Genomic DNA, 18,190 nt, shown 5'->3' with positions numbered 1-18,190 from the left:
TTGATTCAAAAAAAGGGCAGGGACTTTATCCTAACTGGCTCCGATTCAGGGTGCAAAATAGTAAATCACAATACGTTTTTAGCGTGAATTCACACACGAATTCACGCTTTAATTTTCTTGTTATAGTAACGTTTGATGCAGTTTATATTAAAAAGTAATTATAACTCACATCCGTTTTTGGGAGTGTGACAATACTTATTATACAGTGAGAATGTGCTTGTGAAAATAGGTGTGCTATTGTTGGTAAATTGCTTTTCGGGCCAAAGTTGAAGATGCAACAGCGAATTTGCTGAGTGAAGTAATTTCTAATATTAAAGGAGTTACTCGACTTCGGACATAACCGCGATGTTTTGGCTTTCCTTTGTCTGAAGATGACTCGACTTCGGACACAACCGCGATGTTTTGGCTTTCCCTTGTCTGAAGATGACTCGACTTCGGACACAACCGCGATGTTTTGGCACTCCTTTGTCTGAAGATGACTCAACTTCGGACACAACCGCAATGTTTTGGCTTTCCCTTGTCTGAATATTTACCGATTTTATTTCTCTAAAGCGTTTGACTATGATTTTCACTGTGATTTGACCTTAGAAACCCTATTCGTTTTAAATATGATAATTAGTCTATTTGCACCTCAAAACGAAAAACCGATAATTTCATCCTCTGGCCCTCTATTTCTTTGCAGTGATTAAAATTCGTTCTGAAGTCTCTTGAACATGTTCTGTAAAATCAGCACAAATGTCTTGTACACGAAAACCTGTTTGTACAAGCCAATTTTGATACATTTCAATCGGAAAGGTACGCTGTTCGTGAAACTCGTCAAACCTTGCGTAATCCTCATTATGTTCATTTTTCACAAAAAAGGAAAGCTCATGCTCGACACTGTGAGGATGCTCCCCACTATAGCAATTCCAAATAAAACTAACCTGATCTTCAGCACTTACAAACGGTCCGTTCATAAAAATGGAATCCATTTTATAAACGGAATGGACATCAAACAGAAATAGACCATCTTCTTTCAAAAGCTGGTAAATATTTGCAAAGGTTTTCTGCACCTCTTGTTCGGAATGCAAATAATTTAGGGAATCACAGAAAATCACAATAAGATCAAATGGCTCAAACCCTGAGATATCCAACATGTTCTGTTGGTAAAACTCAACTTTCACTCCTGCCTCCACTGCCTTGTGATTCGCAACCGTCAGCATATCTTCTGAAAGATCGACCCCAATAACCTCAAAACCTTCTTTGGCAAGTCTTATTGTAATTTCTCCTGTTCCACAGCCAATATCTAGAACCCTTAGACCACTCTTTTTATGAAGATGTGCTACTTTTTCCTTTACAAATGAAACCCATTGCTCATAATCTACATCACGCATCAGTTCATCATAGATATAGGCAAATTCACCATAGCTCATAAACTTAGCACATCTTCAATGTTTTCCGTAGGTGCATCTCCCCAAAGACGTTCTAAATTATAATAGCTACGTTCGTCTTTATGGAAAACATGGACAATGACATCTCCGAGGTCAACAAGAACCCATCTTGCTTCATCAAATCCCTCAAGACGCTTAATATGAATACCATTTTCATCAGCTTTGTCTTTTATTTCACGAGCAATTGCTTGCACCTGTTTTTCAGAATTTCCGTGGCAAATAAGAAAATAATCGGCTACCAGTGATAACCCCTTCATATTCAAGGCAATGATATTTTCTGCTCGTTTATCATCAGCTGCTTGGACTGCAAATGTTAAAATATCTCTTTCATTCACCCTAGGATTCCCCCTTTTTTCTCAAAAATTAGTGAGTTATATGTTCGCAATGTATCTGGATAGATTGCTTGACTTTTTTTGGCTAAAAACATAATTGTGTTTTTTAATGCATAGATAAGTGCATCGTCTAAATCCTGTTTTGCGAGTTTTCTACCTTCTTCTACACCCGGAAAATGTCTTCCTGGCTCAATATAATCTGCCACAAAAATAATCTTTTCAAGAAGGGTCATTTTTTCGCGTCCAGATGTATGGAAACGAATTGCATCTAGAATTTCCTCATCCTCAATGCCTACCTCGGTCTTTACAAGGAATGCTCCAACTGGTGCATGCCAAAGCTCTGTATTATGAATCAATAAATCGGATGGCATCTGTTGGTTGATGATGATTTGTTTCATTTCATCTTTAGGTCTAAACTTTGCATAATCATGAAAAATGGCAGCAATTTCGGCTTTTTTTACATCTGCATGATAGCGTTTTGATAGTTCAATTGCCGTCTCCATCACACCAAGTGTATGCTGATAACGGTGCTCTGTTAACTGTTCTTTGACTATCCCTAGTGCCTTTTCACGTTCCATATAAATGCTTCTCCTCTATATAGTTTCGTACTTTTTCAGGAAGTAAATACATTGTATTTCCCTTTTCTGATAACCTTTTCCGAATCATCGATGAAGAGATATCAAATTGCGGGATATCCACTTCTGTAATTGGATATTCCGCCGGAAATGTATAACCTGGTCTTTTAACTCCAACGAATGTAACCATATCAACAAGTTCGTCAATTTTATGCCAATGTGGCAGATATTCGACCATATCTCCCCCAATGATAAAGTAAAACTTTGTATCTTCATATTTTTCACGTAATAATTTAATGGTGTCGTATGTATATGAGGGACCTTCTCTTTCCAGTTCAATCAACTGCAATTTAAATTTTGGCTGATCGGAAATGGCAAGAGAAAGCATTTCAACCCGCTCTTCATCGGTCACATAACTTTTACGTTCTTTATGTGGAGGAATATGGTTAGGCATGAACCACACTTCAGAAAGATTTAACCTTGTCAATACCTCCGATGCGATGAATAGATGACCAATATGAGGCGGATCAAATGTACCACCTATGATTCCAATATGGTTCATTTATTTCCCTCCAACAATACCTATTTTGATTTTGGAAGCTCTAATTTCTTTTTTTCTTTGGATTCTTTGTAAAGTACAATTGTATTTCCAATGATCTGAACGATTTCTGCCTTTGCACCCTTACTGAGCTCTTCGGCTACCGTATCACGGTCATCCTCACAGTTTTGCAGAACACTGATTTTTAATAACTCACGTGCTTCAAGTGCGTCACTAATTTGTTTAATCATATTATCATTTACCCCACCTTTTCCAACCTGAAAAATTGGGTCTAAATGATGGGCTTTAGAGCGCAAGAATCGTTTTTGTTTTCCTGTTAGCATGTTTTTCCTCCTAATAGCCTTGTTACAAGCCTTTCCATTCTATCTGTATCCGGAAATATTCCTGTCCATTTTTCAAATGCTAGGGCACCTTGATAAACAAACATTCCAATTCCATTTTGCGTAATTGCTCCACGTCTAGTCGCTTCCTGTAGAAGCTTCGTTTCAAATGGATTATAAATAATATCACTAACAATCGTTTTTGGCGTGATATTTTCAAGTGAAAGAGGCATCTCATCGACATTGGGATGCATTCCAACAGAAGTCGTATTGACAATCACTTGATATTTTCCTAAATCCGCTTCTGCCTCTGCAAATCCCAATCCATGTGAATCAACTGGGAACTTACAATCATCTATAATTGAATGTGCACGCTCCATCGTACGATTTACAATATCGATGTTTTTTACACCCATTGCAGCTAACGAAATAAAGATTCCTCTTGCTGCACCACCAGCTCCGATTATTAATACCTTAGCTGAACATAATTCCTCATTACTAATCACTTGATTCAACGAACGGATAAATCCATTTCCATCTGTATTATATCCAATTAATTTCCCATTCTCGTTGACAATCGTATTAACCGCGCCAATATTTGCCGCAACCTCTTCAACTTCATCTAAATATTCAATGACATCAATCTTATGCGGAATTGTGACATTAATACCCGCTATTCCAAGTGCTTTTATCCCTTCAATTGCGGCATTTACCCCTTCCTGTGGAACATGGAAAGCATGGTATCTTGCCTTAAGCTTATAATGTTCAAAAAGATCATTATGCATCATTGGTGACATTGAATGTGAGATTGGACTCCCAATTACCCCATAAACCTTTTCCATTTCCTCACCCGTAAACATATTTTTTCTAATTCGTCATACTAGATTAGCGACTTTCGCACAATCACTCCAACACCCTTTGGAACATGAGCGACAACTTTCGTATTAGGTACGTTAATGGTTACCCAGCCCAAGCCAGAGAAAACAACATCTGTCTTTGCTTCTTTGATCATAAATTCATGAGCAACGAGAGGCGGGAATTCATCTAGTTCATTTTTTCCTGGTGGCTGTAACATCTCGCCTTTATGGTTATCATATAATTCATCTGCATTTTCAAGCTTGGTCCGATGGATATTCAATAAATTAGAGAAATGACAAACGAATGACTGCCTGTCTCCACTTACAAAATCAAATCGGGCTAATCCACCAAAAAACAAGGTTTGTCGTTCATTTAATTGAAAAACTTTTGGTTTAATTTCTTTTTTCGGCGTGATCACCTTCAAGTCTTGTTTTGAAACAAAATGTGCCATTTGATGGTGATTAATAATTCCTGGAGTATCAAATAAGGAATGTTTATCATCAAGTGGGATATCAATGATATCTAATGTTGTTCCAGGAAAGTGTGAAGTCGTAATGATGTCATCCTTCTCCCCACTAAATTCTTTAATTAAGCGGTTAATGAATGTTGATTTCCCAACATTTGTACAACCAACTACATATACATCTTTTCCCTGGCGATAATGCTCGATGGCATCTGCTACCTCTTTGATGCCTGTGCCTTTTTCTGCACTAATTAAAGAGACATCAATAGGTTTCAGTCCTAGGTCCCTGGATGATTCTTTCATCCAATTAATGAGTTTCTTAGGCTTCACCGATTTTGGCAGCAAATCTACTTTATTACCAATTAATAAGATATTGTTATTGCCCACAAAACGATGAAGACCAGGTAACCAACTGCCATTAAAATCAAATATGTCTACAATTTTTACGATTAATGCATCGGTAGATCCAATTCCGTGTAGGATTTTTAAAAAGTCATCATCCGTTAACGAAACATCTTGAACTTCATTATAGTGCTTTAATTTAAAACATCGTTGACATATGACTTTATCCTTTTCTAATGCCGAATGTGGTGCATATCCTAATTTTGTTTCATCCGCCGTTTGGATTTCAACCCCACAGCCAATACAGCTAATCTTTTCTTGTTCCACTTCTATTAATCCTCCCAATAAAGCATTCCGCGACGCTTCATCCAAGTTAGTATTCTTCTTTCGACAAAGCGATTAAACTTTGTAAAAAATCCATCGGTTTGCGCAACAGGAACAACAAGAATGGTATGTAGACCACAGCGGTTACCACCTAATACATCAGTAAGGAGCTGGTCACCTATTACAACAACCTCATCTTTTTGTAAATTCATTTCCCTTATTGCACGGTTAAAAGCTCGTATCAAAGGTTTTCTGGCCTCATAAATAAACGGAATACCTAACGGATCTGCAAATTCTTTTACTCTTGGCTCTTGATTATTTGAGACAATGGTAACAGTTATCCCATTTTTTTTAATATCAGCAAACCATTCCACAAGCTCTGGTGTTGCACTTGGACGATCCCATTCAACCAATGTATTATCTAAATCGGTTATAACACCTTTTATTCCTAATTCCTTAAGCTTACTTGGTGAAATCTCAAAAACGGATTTCACATGTTCATTTGGTAAAAATTTCTTTAACAATATGCTTACACCTCACCGGACTTCTTCCTGTTCTATACCTATCCTATCATAACGGAATAAAGCTATTTTCACAAAAACTAATCTGTCAAATTTCGTCACAAATATTGCAGTTTTACAAAAAAGAAAAAAAGTTTTCGACAAAAGTCAGTAAATTTCAACAGTTGTGGATAAACTTATACACATTTTACACATTGATATACATAGATTTCCAAAAATTATAAACAAAATACTCACAAGTTATCCACTAACTCCTGTGGATAACAGAACGGTTGTTCTATTATTTTTTTCGTGATAGAGTTAACTTACCAACTAAGAATAACGTATTAGTATATGACAACAGCAGATAAAATAGAACGAATTACGCAATAAATCTTTAGGAGGTGAATAGCCAACTTTTGGCTCAATGCTATGAAAAAATTATCAGATGACTTGTTAATTGAATCTTATTTTAAAGCTATAAAATTAAACCTCAGTCCTGATTTTATTCACCTTATGGAAACTGAAATTAACCGCAGATCATTAGGACATAGGATTAGAAATATATCATAATGAATGATTTTTGTAAAAGAGCCACTAGAGGCTCTTTTTTTCATGACTAACTCCAGGCGCCATTCACCTTTCTTTGTTAAGTGTACCTAAGACTTCACCCATTTTTATATTAGTAGACGGACTTATTTCAGGGCTAAACGTAAAACGATCTTTTTCAAATAAAAGAACAACCGTTGAACCGAATGAGAAATACGCAATTTCCTCCCCTTTTTTCACAAAATCACTTGTATGGGTTGTTTCTATACTATTGATAAACATTGCCCCCACCTTGACGACAGCAACATATGTGTCATTAACACGTATTTCTGTTATTTTTCGATAATTTTTGGATAAAGGATCTTTTCCATATTTTAACCCGAGTCGATTGACCGGATACGATTTCCATCCCAAATCCCATTGCTTTGTGATAACTCCAGAAATTGGACTATGAATTCGATGATAATGGCTTGGACTTAAATATAGAATAACGAAGGTACCACCTATGTATTTAGCGAGTGAGTTTTCATCTCCAAGCATCTCTTGGATCGAATAATGTTTATTTTTTACAATCATTTCCTTATTCGCGGTAATCATACCAGTCTCTTCAATAACAGCATCAACAGGGCTAATGACAGTATTTTCGTTTGAATCTATATGCCTGCTGTTTAGTTTCAGTTGTCTAACGAAAAGGTCATGAAGGGTAGCAAAATCGGTTAAGCTTTTTTCCATTTCTGCTTGGTTAATATTGTATATTTTCGCATAACTCGGAATAAGTATAGCACTAACTCTTGATTGTGAAAATTTTTTTAAAAGCATCGAAGAAAGACGATGGTTCGTTAATTCTATAAAAAAACGGTATACCCATTTCTGCAAATCGAATTCCCCCTAAAATTACAATTTCTCTTTGACTATATACTTTTCAACGAATAAAATAAGATTATTAAAGCAATACTATCTTATTTTATTGATTTTTAATATCCATTACAAAGACTTTTTTGTAAATCCTCTATAGAAAGGAGTGAAGAAATGTTTTTATTAGACTATTTAGATTCTACTTTAAAAAAGCTAAAAGCACATACTGCCAACATACTTACCTTAATCAACCTTAGTTTAGGTGGTTTTTCTATATTATTTGTTTTAAAGAACGAATTAAATTTAAGCTTATTACTTATCTTTTTAGCTGCACTTGCTGATCGTTTTGATGGAATGGTGGCTAGAAAATTTCAGATTGAATCAGAGCTCGGAAAACAACTTGACTCAATGTGTGATATTATATCATTCGGCGTTGCACCTGCGCTTCTTTTATACCAAGGGATCATCTATGAATTCGGTGCCCCAGGGATGTTTTTTACCGTTTTCTATATTGGATGTGGAGCTTTTCGTTTAGCTAAATTCAATATTAGTGACAATAAAGGCTTCTTTGTAGGCTTACCGATAACGGCTGCTGGCTGTCTATTGACATTAAGCTTCTTAGCAATCCCTTATGTATCTCCACAATTTTTCATTTACCTCATCATCATTCTTTCTTTCCTTATGGTTGGTACATTTAAATTAAAGAAAGTATAAAAAAACCTATCCACTATTTTTGATGTGGATAGGTTTTTTCTCATTTCGTTAACTCTATAAATTCTTCTACATCTTTAACTGAAAGCTTTACAGCCTTTTCCCAAAAATCACGTTTGGTTAAATCAACGCCTAAGTGTTTAGCAGCAAGGTCTTCCACCTTCATGCTTGCTGTATCCTTTAGCAGTGCGATGTACTTCTCTTCATAGTCTGTACCCTCTTCTAACGCCTTTGCATAAATTCCGAGAGAGAATAAATATCCAAACGTATAAGGGAAGTTATAAAAAGGTACACCTGTAATATAGAAATGCATCTTCGATGCCCAAAATTGTGGATGATATTCCTTTAATGCCCCACAGTATGCTTCCTTCTGCGCTTCTAGCATTAGTTCATTAAGGCGTTCTGCACTCACAATGCCTTGCTTGCGCTCCTCATAAAATCTCGTCTCAAATAGGAAGCGAGCGTGAATATTCATATAAAAAGCAACACTTCTTTGGATTTTATCCTCTATTAAGGCAATTTTTTCATCTTTGGACTTTGCATTTTTTACAGAAGCATCTGCGACAATCATTTCCGCAAAAGTAGATGCAGTTTCTGCGACGTTCATAGCATAGCTACGGTTTAACGTATGAACACCAGCCATTGCATGCTGATGGAATGCATGACCAAGTTCATGAGCAAGAGTTGACACATTTGAAGGTGTTCCTGAGAAGGTCATAAAGATTCTTGATTGATCACTTTCAGGAAAGCTTGTGCAAAAACCGCCAGGACGTTTTCCAGGTCGATCTTCGGCTTCAATCCAGCTATCTTCAAACGCTTTTTGTGTAAACTTAGTAAGCTTAGGACCAAACTTACTAAATTGGTCTAAAATAAATTCAGCACCTTCTTGATAAGTTACCTTGCTTTCCGTTTGACCTACTGGTGCATCAAGGTCGTACCAACTTAGCCCTTCAAGACCTAATAGTTCTGCTTTTCGGTTTAAATAGTCCACGAATGGAGCTTTGTTTTCAGTAATAACCGACCACATTGTATCGAGTGTTTCTTTAGACATTCTGTTAATATCTAGTGGTTCCCCAAGAACGCTTTCCCAACCACGTGCTTTATAGACGTTTAATCGGAAACCTCCAAGGTGATTTAAGGCTTCACCAATATAATCCGAATGATTCTCCCATGTTTTTTCCCACTGCTCAAACATTGATTTACGGACATTGCGATCAGTACTTGAAAACTTGTTAAATGCTTGGCCGACTGAAAGTTGTTTTGTTTCACCATTTTCTTCAAATGGAATCTGGATGTTGCCAACGACCATATTATAGAGTTGTCCCCATGAATGGTATCCATCAACACCTAGAGCATTAATTAAGCTTTCCTGTTCTAGAGATAGTTTTTCTTTTGCTCTTGTTCTTCTTTCCTCCAAAACATAGGAAAGCTCATTGAATGGCGCTTCAGATAAAAGTTCATCCCATACCGGTTGCTCAATCGCAATGAGCTTTTGATCAAACGCGGTTAAAATGGATTGAAGCTCGCTACTCAGCTGCGTTGTTTTTCCTTGTAATAAGCTTGCTCCACGGTCAGTTGTATCCTGGGCTGTCAAGCAACTCACAAAAGCACCTGCCTGACGAAGCTTTTTAAAAGAGGATTGAAATGCTTCTAAAATGTGTTCTAATCCTTCTTTATCCTTTACATTTGAAGGTACTTGAAATCCATCTACTAATGCACTAAACTCAGTTAGTTCCTTTTGTAGCGCCTCTAAAAAGGCATGAAAAGCTGGTGAACTGCTTCCACCTTCAAAAAATACATCTAAATCCCATTTTTGCTCATATGTACGTGTGCTCACATTCATTTCCCCCTTCTTAATTATTTAGACTCACTAAATAATTCACACCATTCATTATAAAGGGATTTTATAAAAACTTCTATCATTTTAGACATTTCAAAACAAATTCCTGTCTTTTATCATTATTTGTATTAAATTCCAGTTTTGGTGGCAAACTTAGGAAAAAGCTCGGAGCTGTTTGTTATGAAAAAGCATCCTATTCAAAAGTATCTGGACAAATTTACAAGTTCTAAATTAGATCCCGAACAATATCCTGAAAAATCAGCTGCAGAGGATATCAAAATAAAAAATCAAGAAATGAACCAAAATCTTCAAATAAACATATCAACATTAGAGAAGCTTTATTCATTACCTGAAAACAGCGATGTTAAGTTCCACAATTTTACGATAAACGGAATAAATAAAAAAGCGGCAATCTTGTTTATTTCAACAATCACCGATGTTTCCATGATTAGTGAGCATATTCTTGAACCATTGTTACGTAATGAAGATCCAGAAAAAGAAGTTCAAGATATCATTCAAGTTCAATCATTTACTCGTGTACAACTTATGAAAGATATTGTGAATGGTGCTAATCAAGGAAACACAATATTACTAGTCGATGGTGAAACTAAAGCATTAGCAATAGGAACGGCTAAGTTCCAAAGCAGATCCGTTGAAAAAGCAGAAAATGAGGTTGTCGTTAAAGGTCCAAAAGAAGCTTTTAACGAAAAAGCGGATACTAATATTTCATTAATTCGAAAGAAGATAAGAAGCGAAAATTTAATAGTCGAAAGTACAACGGTTTCAAAGCGCTCAAATAATGAACTTTTTATCCTTTATATAAAGGATCTTACCAATGATAAAATGATACAAAATATTAAAGAAAGGGTTAGTTCATTAGATGTAGACGCCATCCAAAACCTTTCTCTTCTAGAACAATACATAGAAGAAAGACCGAAATCAATCTTTCCTAGTACTTTATATACGGAAAGACCTGATCGAGCTTCTTCATTTTTAGAGGATGGATATGTCGTTTTACTTATGAATAATTCACCAGCTGCTTTAATCCTACCCGCAACTTTTTGGTCCTTTATCCATAACCCGGAGGATCACTATTTGCGTTTTATATATGGAAATTTTATTCGAATCCTACGAGTATGCGCTTTGTTTATAACCGTATTTGGATCTGCGATTTATGTTTCCATTACCAACTACCATTCTGAAATGGTTCCGACTGATCTCTTATTAGCCATTTCTGCAACCCGTGAAAAAGTTCCTTTCCCTTCCCTTATTGAAATATTAATGATGGAAATTGCTTTTGAGTTAATACGGGAAGCAGGACTCCGAGTTCCTAATCCAATTGGACCAACAATTGGGATTGTCGGAGCATTAATTTTAGGACAAGCAGCGGTGCAGGCAAATGTTGTTAGTCCAATTGTGGTCATCGTCGTGGCATTAGGGGGACTTTGTTCATTTACTCTAAGTGATGTGAGCATGAATTATGCAATTAGGATTATTCGATTTGCTTTTATACTAGCGGCTGGTCTATTTGGTATTTATGGCATGACAGCTTTGTTTACAGCAGGAATCACTTATATGGTATCACTAAAATCTTTTGGCGTTCCTTACTTGTCACCAATGTCACCTAAGTATATTTCTTCTAACGATACAATTATCCGAAAAATGATCAAAAGTGAAAGAATTCGTCCGGGTTATTTAAAACCGAAGGACGTCATAAAAAAGGCAGAGGAGTAGCTATGGAGCAATTAAGAGGAAAAATTGGGATAAGGGAATACGTAGCTCTCTTAATATTAGTGGTTGGTGTCAAATTATCTGATGACACACCGTCTATTTTAGTTGACTACCTAGATAACGCGTATTGGATGGCTCCTCTGCTTATAGGAATAAAGTCGATTATTCCAATCTATTTGACAATCAAAGTCATCACAGCTTATAAGAATAAAAATTTGCATGACGTCATCCGTCACTTATTTGGTAAATATCTTGGCACAGTCTTTTCAAGTTTTTTATTACTTACTTCTTTTCTCAGTTTTACTTATGATTCAGCCATTTATGTGGATATCATTGGTACCATGTATTTTACACAAACCCCTTATATAATGATTTATACTGTGTTGATGTTTGTTTGTGCATATGGCGCCAAAAAAGGAATTGAACATATAGGCACTGTTTCGTGGTTAGTGCTGTTCTATGTAAAGTTTTCATTGGTCATCGCCCTCCTTTTAGCACTAAGAGACAGTAGCCTTGCCTTTATTTTCCCAATTTTAGGTCCAGGCTCTTTAGAAGTAATAAAAACGAGCACTACACATGTTTCCCTGTTTGCCGAGTTTTTTTTTATGGGATTAATTGCCCCCTACCTTGTATCCGCTAAGGCTTATAAAAAAGGGACCTGGATTGCATTTGTTATAGTCGTAATTGAATTAACATTAGCTTTTCTTATCTATTTATTTGTATTTGATTATGAAGGTTTAAAAATGCTTGATTATCCTTACCAAGAGTTAATACGATTGATACGGTTGGGATTTCTAACAAATATTGAAACCTTCTTCTTTCCATTTTGGATTATAGCTGCATTTATTCGGTTTACTGTTTACTTATATTTGATTTGCGTATTTTTAGGAGGGATTTGTAATATCAAAAACTTTGAATATTTAACCCCTACAATCGCAACGATTATCGTTATTTTTGGATTAGGTCCTGAAGCCCCTACATTTACAGTCTTTAAAATCCGAGAAGTGTTATTACATATCCTGAGTCCAATGTTTCTTGTTTTTCCTTGCCTTATGTGGTTAATAGCAAAAATCAGAGGGGATTTAAAACATGAAGAAACAAGCCACAATAATTAAAATTTTCTTCCTTTTTTCTATTTTATTGATTTTGGCCGGTTGTTGGGATAAAGAGGAAATTGATGAGAGAGCGTATGTGCTAGGTATAGGCCTAGATAAATCCGATATTAGAGGCTTTTTAAAAATTACGTATTTAATTTCAAATCCAGAGGCCGGATCAACTCAACAAGGTGGTGGAAGTAATGAACCTACACATGAGATTATCACACTTAATGCCTCAAGTTTTATTCAATCCGAAAACTTAGCAAATGCCGTCATTGCGAAGGCGATTACCTATGATATATTGGACTTCTTTGTAGTCTCAGAAGAGCTTGCAAGGGATAAGGATTTTATTCGATATATCTATGATGGAACGAAGGACCGTGATGTTAGACGTGATACAAAACTAATTGTTTCAAAGGAAGAGGCTAGTACATTTATTGAACGAAATCAACCAAAGCTTGAAACGAGAAGACATGAATATTTTGAATTACTTTTTGATAATGCAACAAAAATTGGCTTTATTCCAAATTCCGAAATCCACAACTTCTTTAGAGTAACAGAAGCGGATGCTGATCTATTTATTTCTGCTTTCGCAACAACCGAGCAGGATAAGAATACAGCAAAGAGAAACGAAGATGATGAATTAATCGCTGGTAAAATGAAGGTAACTGGAAAAACAAACCCTGCTCAGTTTCTTGGTTCTGCGGTCTTTAAAGAGGGACAAATGATTGGGATTCTTTCAGTACAAGAAACACGGATTACCCAAATGCTAAATAAATGGATTTTAAAACCGAGCTTTTTAGTTACTCTTCCTGATCCATTTATGGAAAATTACTGGATAACCGCACGCTTCACCCAAATAATACCTCCTGAGATCACTGTGGATGTTTCAAAACCTGCACCAAAAATCAAAGTGGCACTTCCTATTCAAGCTGCGATTTTAACGGACCATAGCATGGTCAATTATGCAGATGATGAGGATAAGAGAGAAGAATTAAAGAAGCATATTTCCAGTGGCTTTGAAAGAAGAATAAATGATTTAATTAAACGAACACAAGAAGAATTCAAAGCAGATCTCTTTGCCTTTTCTCTTTTTGCAAGGAAGCATTTCTTAACTATTCCACAGTGGGAAAGCTATGATTGGATGAAAGCATATCCCAATGCAGATATTAGCGTTACAGTCGATATTAGATTTGACGAATTTGGGCGACAATCGAAATTACCTGGTTATGAAAGGATAAGAGATTAAGCGATGAAATTATTTATTTACCTGATCATGACAATCATTTTTGCCTATACGACCGGGTTCTCCATTTCCCTTTGGAAGGATAAAAACAAACCTGGTTCAATTGTTGTTTTTGGATTAGCGTTGGTTGTAGCTATTGCACCCTTTTTTACGATTATCAAGTAGATAAAAATTCAAATTAAGGCTGATGGTGTAGTGGAAAATGGACTTTTTTACTATCATCAGCTTTTTTCTATCGGACAGACACAAGCAAGCACACTCGCTCATAACATTAAGTAATGGGCAAATGCCTAGACAATGTAGTGTTACATTACATACACTACGATTTATGTGGAGGTGAGCGAATGTCTGGACTGTTAGCAGCATTAGGCTATTTTGTAAAAGAATTATTATTTTTAGTATCCTATGTAAAAAATAATGCTTTTCCTCAACCGTTATCATCTTCTGACGAGAAGAAATACTTACAATTATTGGCCGAGGGGAATGAACACGCTCGGAATGTGTTGATTGAACATAATTTAAGGTTGGTCGCTCATATAGTTAAAAAATTTGAAAACACTGGTGAGGACACAGAAGATCTTATTTCAATTGGAACCATAGGATTAATCAAAGCAATTGAAAGCTATTCACAAGGTAAAGGAACAAAATTAGCTACGTACGCTGCACGCTGTATCGAAAATGAGATCCTGATGCACTTAAGAGCTTTAAAGAAGACGAAAAAGGATGTTTCTCTGCATGATCCGATTGGCCAGGATAAAGAAGGTAATGAAATTAGTTTAATTGATGTTTTGAAATCAGAAACAGAAGATGTGATTGAAACAATCCAATTAAATATGGAACTTGAGAAAATCAAAGAATATATTGATGTCCTTGATGACAGAGAAAAAGAAGTCATTGTGGGTAGGTTTGGACTTGATTTATCAAAGGAAAAAACACAGCGTGAGATTGCAAAAGAGTTGGGTATCTCAAGAAGCTATGTATCACGCATTGAAAAGCGTGCCTTGATGAAAATGTTCCATGAATTTTATCGGGCCGAAAAAGATAAAAGAAGATCATAAAAAAACGTGGATTGCACATTTATATGCAATCCACCTTTTGTTTTATAATTCAACACTGACTTCAGTTCCAATAATAATTGCAATAACAGACGTAATCACAATCCCCATAACGATCATAAACATCATTATCATCCTCCATCAAAGAGATGTACTTCTTACTTTTACTTTATCACTTACATACTGTGTAAACGTTATCCACATTTGAACATTGTGTTAAAGAAATTTGACAAAATGAAGGCATTCATACAAACCAAAAGGAGCGCCATTGTTGGCACTCCCCATTACAATACTAATTATTTTTCTTTGAAAATAAAATGGTAAAAATCAGTACATGAACCGATAGCATTCGTAACTCCTCCTATCATTTTCATTCGTTAGGTGGAATCCTTCTCCACAGATAACCAAGCTACAATCGGACACAATTTCATAAACATTTCCATTCCCCTTTCTTCCTTTTATTTTTTGTTGATTAGAATAAGCGCATCATTGAATATTGACGTTCCTTCATTTCTTCCATAAGCTTATTGACTCTTTCTTCACGTTGATACTCTTCAATTGATTTTTCACGTTTTGATATTGAGATCGTTAAAAAGAATAAATTGATGGTCATTATGTTTCACCTCCTTGATTAAAAAAATGTTAAATCCGAGTAGGAAAAAAGACATAAAAAGGCCACAGGCATACTAGTCCTGTGGCGTTAAATGGCATAATAAAGCCACAGGCGAACTATTCCACCTGTGGCATGATTAACGTATTCTTTAAAATGAAAAATTAATCACCGGTATGGTCGAATAGATTGTTTCATATGAAGTTTTTGTGTTTGTCATGTCAATAGATACTTTCATCATTTTATTCGACCTCCTTTTAGATTTATTTTTTTCCTACTGTGGTAATTATAACCAATATAACTACTGATGTAAACACTTTAATTGTAAAAAAAATCCTTCACCTTAAAATTAGGTGAAGGACTATTGTTCTTCGCATTGTTTTTTATATTTAGTAACTAATAAGAAAAAGGTAAACGACAAGCATAATAGAATGAATGTTGAACCCATCATTACATAAATTTGAAACGGAGAACGTTCCTCCGGTATGATGACACCGATATATAAAAATACACTTAGCACAAGAAGGATGTAACCGTAGTTGGTGAAATCTTTGATTTTATTTCGCTGGTTTTTCACTTGTTTATTTTGATCCATCTTGAATCACACCTACCTAACTAGTAAACTTCCATCCTATGATAACATACATTGAAAGTGCGAGTAGAATGTAAATTTTAGCAGTCCATTGCAACAAAAAAACCTCCAACCTAGATTTAGGCTAGAGGAAATTTTATTATTGTATGCTTTGTTCAAGATCTTCAATTAGGTCCTCGGCATCTTCTAAACCTACTGATATACGAACTAGTCCATCACCTATACCTAGCTCTTCACGACGTTCTTTTGGAATAGATGCATGAGTCATTTTTGCTGGAACAGATATTAAGCTTTCTACAGCCCCAAGACTCTCTGCTAAAGTGAAGTATTTAACCTTACTTAGCAACTTATCCGCATTCTCAGCACTTCCAACATCAAAGGAAACCATTCCCCCAAACCCTTTTGCTTGAGCCTTAGCGATTGCATGGTTTGGATGTGTCTCTATACCAGGATAGAACACCTTTTTTACCGCGGGATGGTTTTGTAGAAACTCCACAATTTTTCGTGTATTTTCTTCATGCTCCTCCATCCGAACTCCAAGAGTACGTATCCCACGAATCAATAACCAAGAATCCTGAGGACCAAGTACCCCACCTGTTGAGTTTTGAACAAAATGTAAGTCTTCACCTAATTTTGCTGAATTTACAACAACAAGGCCTGCGACTACATCACTATGTCCTCCAATATATTTGGTTGCACTGTGTAGAACGATATCAGCACCAAGTGCAATTGGATTTTGCCAATATGGAGTGCTGAAGGTGTTATCTACAATCGTTAACAGGTTATGCTTTTTGGCAATTTCAGCAGCACCTTTAATATCTGTAATTTTTAATAAGGGATTGGTTGGTGATTCGATGTAAATCGCTCTTGTATTTTCGCGAATTTCACCTTCAATATTTTCAAGATTGCTTGTATCAACAAAAGTTGAATCAATGCCTAAGCGGTTAAGAACTTTTGTCATCACTCGATATGTTCCGCCGTATACATCATCCGTTAAAATAACATGGTCTCCGCTGTTAAACAGCATCATGACAGCGGTGATTGCAGCCATACCGGAACCAAACGCAAATCCTCTTTCTCCACCTTCTATATCCTTAATTAATTCTTCCAAGGCATGTCTGGTTGGATTTCCTGTTCGTGAGTATTCAAAGCCCTTATGACCGCCGATTCCTTCTTGTTTATACGTACTAACTTGATATATTGGTGTATTAACTGCACCAGTCTGTGGATCCTCGCCAACTCCACCGTGGATAAGTAACGTTTTACGTTTCATTCCTATATCCCACCTTCATATATTTTTTTGCTTAAATAGCGCTCACTGCTATCCGGAAAGATCACAAGGATGTGAGATCCAGGTTTTGCTTGTTCCGCTTCTATTAATGCCGCTTGAAGGGCAGCTCCGGATGAACTACCAACAAGCAATCCTTCCATACGTGCAATTTCCTTCACCCGGTTAAATGCATCCTCATCGGAAATCGTATGAATGGAATCGAAATAGGACGTATCCATATAACCAGGAAGAAATTCCATGCCAATCCCTTCTGTTTTATGGGGTCCAGATTCACCACCATTTAAAATGGATCCAATTGGCTCAACAATTACCGTTTTTATGGAGTGATTCATTTCTTTTAAATACTTTGCTGTCCCCATAAATGTCCCACCTGTCCCAGCACCAGCTACAAAAATATCAATTTGCCCCTCAAGTTGCTGCCAAATTTCAGGTCCAATCGTTTTATAATAAGTATCTGGATTAGCCGGGTTTGCAAATTGCTGTGGACAATAGGAATTTGGTATTTCATTAAGAAGCTCGTTTGCCTTTTCAATCGCACCCGTCATCCCGGCCTCTGTTGGCGTATTGATGACGGTTGCACCTAATGCCTTCATCAATTCTTGTTTTTCAGTAGAAAACTTCTCTGGTACACAAAGAATTACTTTAACATTGCGGTTGATTGCCGCAAGTGCAAGTCCAATCCCAGTATTCCCAGCAGTAGGTTCAATGACTGTTCCTCCTTCTGTTAATTGACCTGTTGCAAAGGCATGTTGAAGAAGTTCGACTCCTAATCGATCCTTGATACTTCCGCCGGGATTAAAGAATTCAAGCTTTGCAAAAAGACGAACCCCATTTCGTAAGGGAAATTTCGTAATTTCTACTATCGGAGTATTTCCGATGAGCTCATGGACATTTCGATACACTTGCATGA

General features: G+C 36.3%; 22 protein-coding genes. 7 read left to right on the top strand and 15 right to left on the bottom strand.

Annotation, left to right across the window (positions count from 1 at the left end):
• Window positions 1–320: 320 nt before the first annotated feature.
• From E1I69_RS00655 to E1I69_RS00615, 9 genes are all read right to left on the bottom strand, one after another.
• The gene (locus E1I69_RS00655; protein WP_136377713.1) at window positions 321–572 is read right to left on the bottom strand and encodes a hypothetical protein; all 252 of its coding nucleotides are present in this window, start codon (window positions 570–572) and stop codon (window positions 321–323) included.
• 96 nt (window positions 573–668) lie between these two features.
• Entirely contained in the window at window positions 669–1,412 is a 744-nt protein-coding gene (locus E1I69_RS00650) for a class I SAM-dependent DNA methyltransferase (RefSeq protein WP_136377712.1), read from the bottom strand.
• Entirely contained in the window at window positions 1,409–1,765 is a 357-nt protein-coding gene (rsfS, locus tag E1I69_RS00645) for a ribosome silencing factor (protein ID WP_136377711.1), read from the bottom strand. Before rsfS ends, E1I69_RS00650 begins: the two co-directional genes overlap by 4 nt.
• Window positions 1,762–2,340: a bis(5'-nucleosyl)-tetraphosphatase (symmetrical) YqeK gene (gene yqeK, locus E1I69_RS00640; protein ID WP_136377710.1), complete on the bottom strand. Its 579-nt coding sequence runs from the start codon at window positions 2,338–2,340 to the stop codon at window positions 1,762–1,764. Before yqeK ends, rsfS begins: the two co-directional genes overlap by 4 nt.
• Window positions 2,330–2,899 carry a nicotinate-nucleotide adenylyltransferase gene (locus tag E1I69_RS00635; RefSeq protein WP_136377709.1) on the bottom strand — a complete coding sequence of 190 codons (570 nt, stop codon included), beginning with the start codon at window positions 2,897–2,899 and terminating at the stop codon, window positions 2,330–2,332. Before E1I69_RS00635 ends, yqeK begins: the two co-directional genes overlap by 11 nt.
• Before the next feature lie 20 nt (window positions 2,900–2,919).
• Entirely contained in the window at window positions 2,920–3,219 is a 300-nt protein-coding gene (gene yhbY / locus E1I69_RS00630) for a ribosome assembly RNA-binding protein YhbY (protein ID WP_136377708.1), read from the bottom strand.
• Complete coding sequence (gene aroE, locus E1I69_RS00625; RefSeq protein ID WP_136377707.1) at window positions 3,213–4,058, bottom strand: shikimate dehydrogenase; 846 nt, start codon at window positions 4,056–4,058, stop codon at window positions 3,213–3,215. Before aroE ends, yhbY begins: the two co-directional genes overlap by 7 nt.
• Before the next feature lie 38 nt (window positions 4,059–4,096).
• Window positions 4,097–5,206 carry a ribosome biogenesis GTPase YqeH gene (gene yqeH, locus E1I69_RS00620; protein ID WP_136377706.1) on the bottom strand — a complete coding sequence of 370 codons (1,110 nt, stop codon included), beginning with the start codon at window positions 5,204–5,206 and terminating at the stop codon, window positions 4,097–4,099.
• Between the two features lie 5 nt (window positions 5,207–5,211).
• Entirely contained in the window at window positions 5,212–5,727 is a 516-nt protein-coding gene (locus tag E1I69_RS00615; RefSeq protein WP_136377705.1) for a YqeG family HAD IIIA-type phosphatase, read from the bottom strand.
• A gap of 408 nt (window positions 5,728–6,135) precedes the next feature.
• On the opposite strand from E1I69_RS00615, the gene E1I69_RS00610 reads away from it, so the two are divergent.
• A complete protein-coding gene (locus tag E1I69_RS00610; RefSeq protein WP_136377704.1) occupies window positions 6,136–6,276 on the top strand; it encodes a sporulation histidine kinase inhibitor Sda in 141 nt (46 codons plus the stop codon).
• 63 nt (window positions 6,277–6,339) lie between these two features.
• Here the strand turns inward: E1I69_RS00610 and E1I69_RS00605 are convergent, their stop codons facing one another.
• A complete protein-coding gene (locus E1I69_RS00605) occupies window positions 6,340–7,128 on the bottom strand; it encodes a phosphatidylserine decarboxylase (protein ID WP_136377703.1) in 789 nt (262 codons plus the stop codon).
• 153 nt (window positions 7,129–7,281) lie between these two features.
• Between E1I69_RS00605 and pssA the strand changes: the two genes are divergently transcribed.
• Complete coding sequence (gene pssA / locus E1I69_RS00600; protein WP_136377702.1) at window positions 7,282–7,821, top strand: CDP-diacylglycerol--serine O-phosphatidyltransferase; 540 nt, start codon at window positions 7,282–7,284, stop codon at window positions 7,819–7,821.
• A gap of 40 nt (window positions 7,822–7,861) precedes the next feature.
• Here the strand turns inward: pssA and E1I69_RS00595 are convergent, their stop codons facing one another.
• Window positions 7,862–9,655: a M3 family oligoendopeptidase gene (locus E1I69_RS00595; RefSeq protein WP_431731848.1), complete on the bottom strand. Its 1,794-nt coding sequence runs from the start codon at window positions 9,653–9,655 to the stop codon at window positions 7,862–7,864.
• A gap of 183 nt (window positions 9,656–9,838) precedes the next feature.
• Here E1I69_RS00595 and E1I69_RS00590 point away from each other — a divergent pair, with 183 nt between their 5' ends.
• The 5 genes from E1I69_RS00590 to sigK all read left to right on the top strand — a co-directional run bounded on the left by E1I69_RS00590 (window position 9,839) and on the right by sigK (window position 14,790).
• Window positions 9,839–11,392 carry a spore germination protein gene (locus E1I69_RS00590; RefSeq protein WP_136377700.1) on the top strand — a complete coding sequence of 518 codons (1,554 nt, stop codon included), beginning with the start codon at window positions 9,839–9,841 and terminating at the stop codon, window positions 11,390–11,392.
• Window positions 11,393–11,394: 2 nt separating this feature from the next.
• Window positions 11,395–12,504 carry a GerAB/ArcD/ProY family transporter gene (locus E1I69_RS00585; RefSeq protein WP_136377699.1) on the top strand — a complete coding sequence of 370 codons (1,110 nt, stop codon included), beginning with the start codon at window positions 11,395–11,397 and terminating at the stop codon, window positions 12,502–12,504.
• Complete coding sequence (locus E1I69_RS00580) at window positions 12,479–13,735, top strand: Ger(x)C family spore germination protein (RefSeq protein ID WP_136377698.1); 1,257 nt, start codon at window positions 12,479–12,481, stop codon at window positions 13,733–13,735. The genes E1I69_RS00585 and E1I69_RS00580 overlap by 26 nt, the downstream gene beginning before the upstream one ends.
• Before the next feature lie 3 nt (window positions 13,736–13,738).
• Entirely contained in the window at window positions 13,739–13,897 is a 159-nt protein-coding gene (locus E1I69_RS24330) for a hypothetical protein (protein ID WP_154670392.1), read from the top strand.
• Window positions 13,898–14,076: 179 nt separating this feature from the next.
• On the top strand, window positions 14,077–14,790 hold the full coding sequence (gene sigK / locus E1I69_RS00575) for an RNA polymerase sporulation sigma factor SigK (protein ID WP_136377697.1): 714 nt from the start codon (window positions 14,077–14,079) through the stop codon (window positions 14,788–14,790).
• A 469-nt stretch (window positions 14,791–15,259) separates the two neighbouring features.
• Here sigK and E1I69_RS00570 read toward each other — a convergent pair whose 3' ends face one another.
• The 4 genes from E1I69_RS00570 to E1I69_RS00555 all read right to left on the bottom strand — a co-directional run bounded on the left by E1I69_RS00570 (window position 15,260) and on the right by E1I69_RS00555 (window position 18,188).
• Window positions 15,260–15,400: a YrzI family small protein gene (locus E1I69_RS00570; protein ID WP_116351568.1), complete on the bottom strand. Its 141-nt coding sequence runs from the start codon at window positions 15,398–15,400 to the stop codon at window positions 15,260–15,262.
• A 358-nt stretch (window positions 15,401–15,758) separates the two neighbouring features.
• The gene (locus tag E1I69_RS00565; RefSeq protein WP_136377696.1) at window positions 15,759–15,992 is read right to left on the bottom strand and encodes a YrhC family protein; all 234 of its coding nucleotides are present in this window, start codon (window positions 15,990–15,992) and stop codon (window positions 15,759–15,761) included.
• A 136-nt stretch (window positions 15,993–16,128) separates the two neighbouring features.
• Window positions 16,129–17,262 (bottom strand): bifunctional cystathionine gamma-lyase/homocysteine desulfhydrase, encoded by a 1,134-nt coding sequence (locus E1I69_RS00560; RefSeq protein ID WP_136377695.1) that lies wholly within the window; start codon window positions 17,260–17,262, stop codon window positions 16,129–16,131.
• A gap of 2 nt (window positions 17,263–17,264) precedes the next feature.
• The gene (locus tag E1I69_RS00555; RefSeq protein WP_136377694.1) at window positions 17,265–18,188 is read right to left on the bottom strand and encodes a PLP-dependent cysteine synthase family protein; all 924 of its coding nucleotides are present in this window, start codon (window positions 18,186–18,188) and stop codon (window positions 17,265–17,267) included.
• Window positions 18,189–18,190 lie beyond the last annotated feature (2 nt).

Source organism: Bacillus timonensis, assembly GCF_004799755.1.
Taxonomy (GTDB): Bacteria; Bacillota; Bacilli; order Bacillales; family Bacillaceae_L; genus Ferdinandcohnia; species Ferdinandcohnia timonensis_A.
The sequence above is the reverse complement of the archived record's forward strand: the minus strand, read 5'-3'. Positions and strand labels throughout refer to the sequence as shown.

Excerpts from the sequence above, each read along its gene's own strand:
- yqeK (WP_136377710.1), bottom strand. The coding sequence starts at position 2,340 with ATGGAACGTGAAAAGGCACTAGGGATAGTCAAAGAACAGTTAACAGAG.
- E1I69_RS00590 (WP_136377700.1), top strand. The coding sequence starts at position 9,839 with ATGAAAAAGCATCCTATTCAAAAGTATCTGGACAAATTTACAAGTTCT.
- E1I69_RS00565 (WP_136377696.1), bottom strand. The coding sequence starts at position 15,992 with ATGGATCAAAATAAACAAGTGAAAAACCAGCGAAATAAAATCAAAGAT.
- E1I69_RS00610 (WP_136377704.1), top strand. The coding sequence starts at position 6,136 with ATGAAAAAATTATCAGATGACTTGTTAATTGAATCTTATTTTAAAGCT.
- E1I69_RS00585 (WP_136377699.1), top strand. The coding sequence starts at position 11,395 with ATGGAGCAATTAAGAGGAAAAATTGGGATAAGGGAATACGTAGCTCTC.
- E1I69_RS00650 (WP_136377712.1), bottom strand. The coding sequence starts at position 1,412 with ATGAGCTATGGTGAATTTGCCTATATCTATGATGAACTGATGCGTGAT.
- E1I69_RS00580 (WP_136377698.1), top strand. The coding sequence starts at position 12,479 with ATGAAGAAACAAGCCACAATAATTAAAATTTTCTTCCTTTTTTCTATT.
- E1I69_RS00635 (WP_136377709.1), bottom strand. The coding sequence starts at position 2,899 with ATGAACCATATTGGAATCATAGGTGGTACATTTGATCCGCCTCATATT.
- aroE (WP_136377707.1), bottom strand. The coding sequence starts at position 4,058 with ATGGAAAAGGTTTATGGGGTAATTGGGAGTCCAATCTCACATTCAATG.
- sigK (WP_136377697.1), top strand. The coding sequence starts at position 14,077 with ATGTCTGGACTGTTAGCAGCATTAGGCTATTTTGTAAAAGAATTATTA.
- E1I69_RS24330 (WP_154670392.1), top strand. The coding sequence starts at position 13,739 with ATGAAATTATTTATTTACCTGATCATGACAATCATTTTTGCCTATACG.
- E1I69_RS00555 (WP_136377694.1), bottom strand. The coding sequence starts at position 18,188 with ATGCAAGTGTATCGAAATGTCCATGAGCTCATCGGAAATACTCCGATA.
- E1I69_RS00570 (WP_116351568.1), bottom strand. The coding sequence starts at position 15,400 with ATGACCATCAATTTATTCTTTTTAACGATCTCAATATCAAAACGTGAA.
- yhbY (WP_136377708.1), bottom strand. The coding sequence starts at position 3,219 with ATGCTAACAGGAAAACAAAAACGATTCTTGCGCTCTAAAGCCCATCAT.
- pssA (WP_136377702.1), top strand. The coding sequence starts at position 7,282 with ATGTTTTTATTAGACTATTTAGATTCTACTTTAAAAAAGCTAAAAGCA.
- E1I69_RS00560 (WP_136377695.1), bottom strand. The coding sequence starts at position 17,262 with ATGAAACGTAAAACGTTACTTATCCACGGTGGAGTTGGCGAGGATCCA.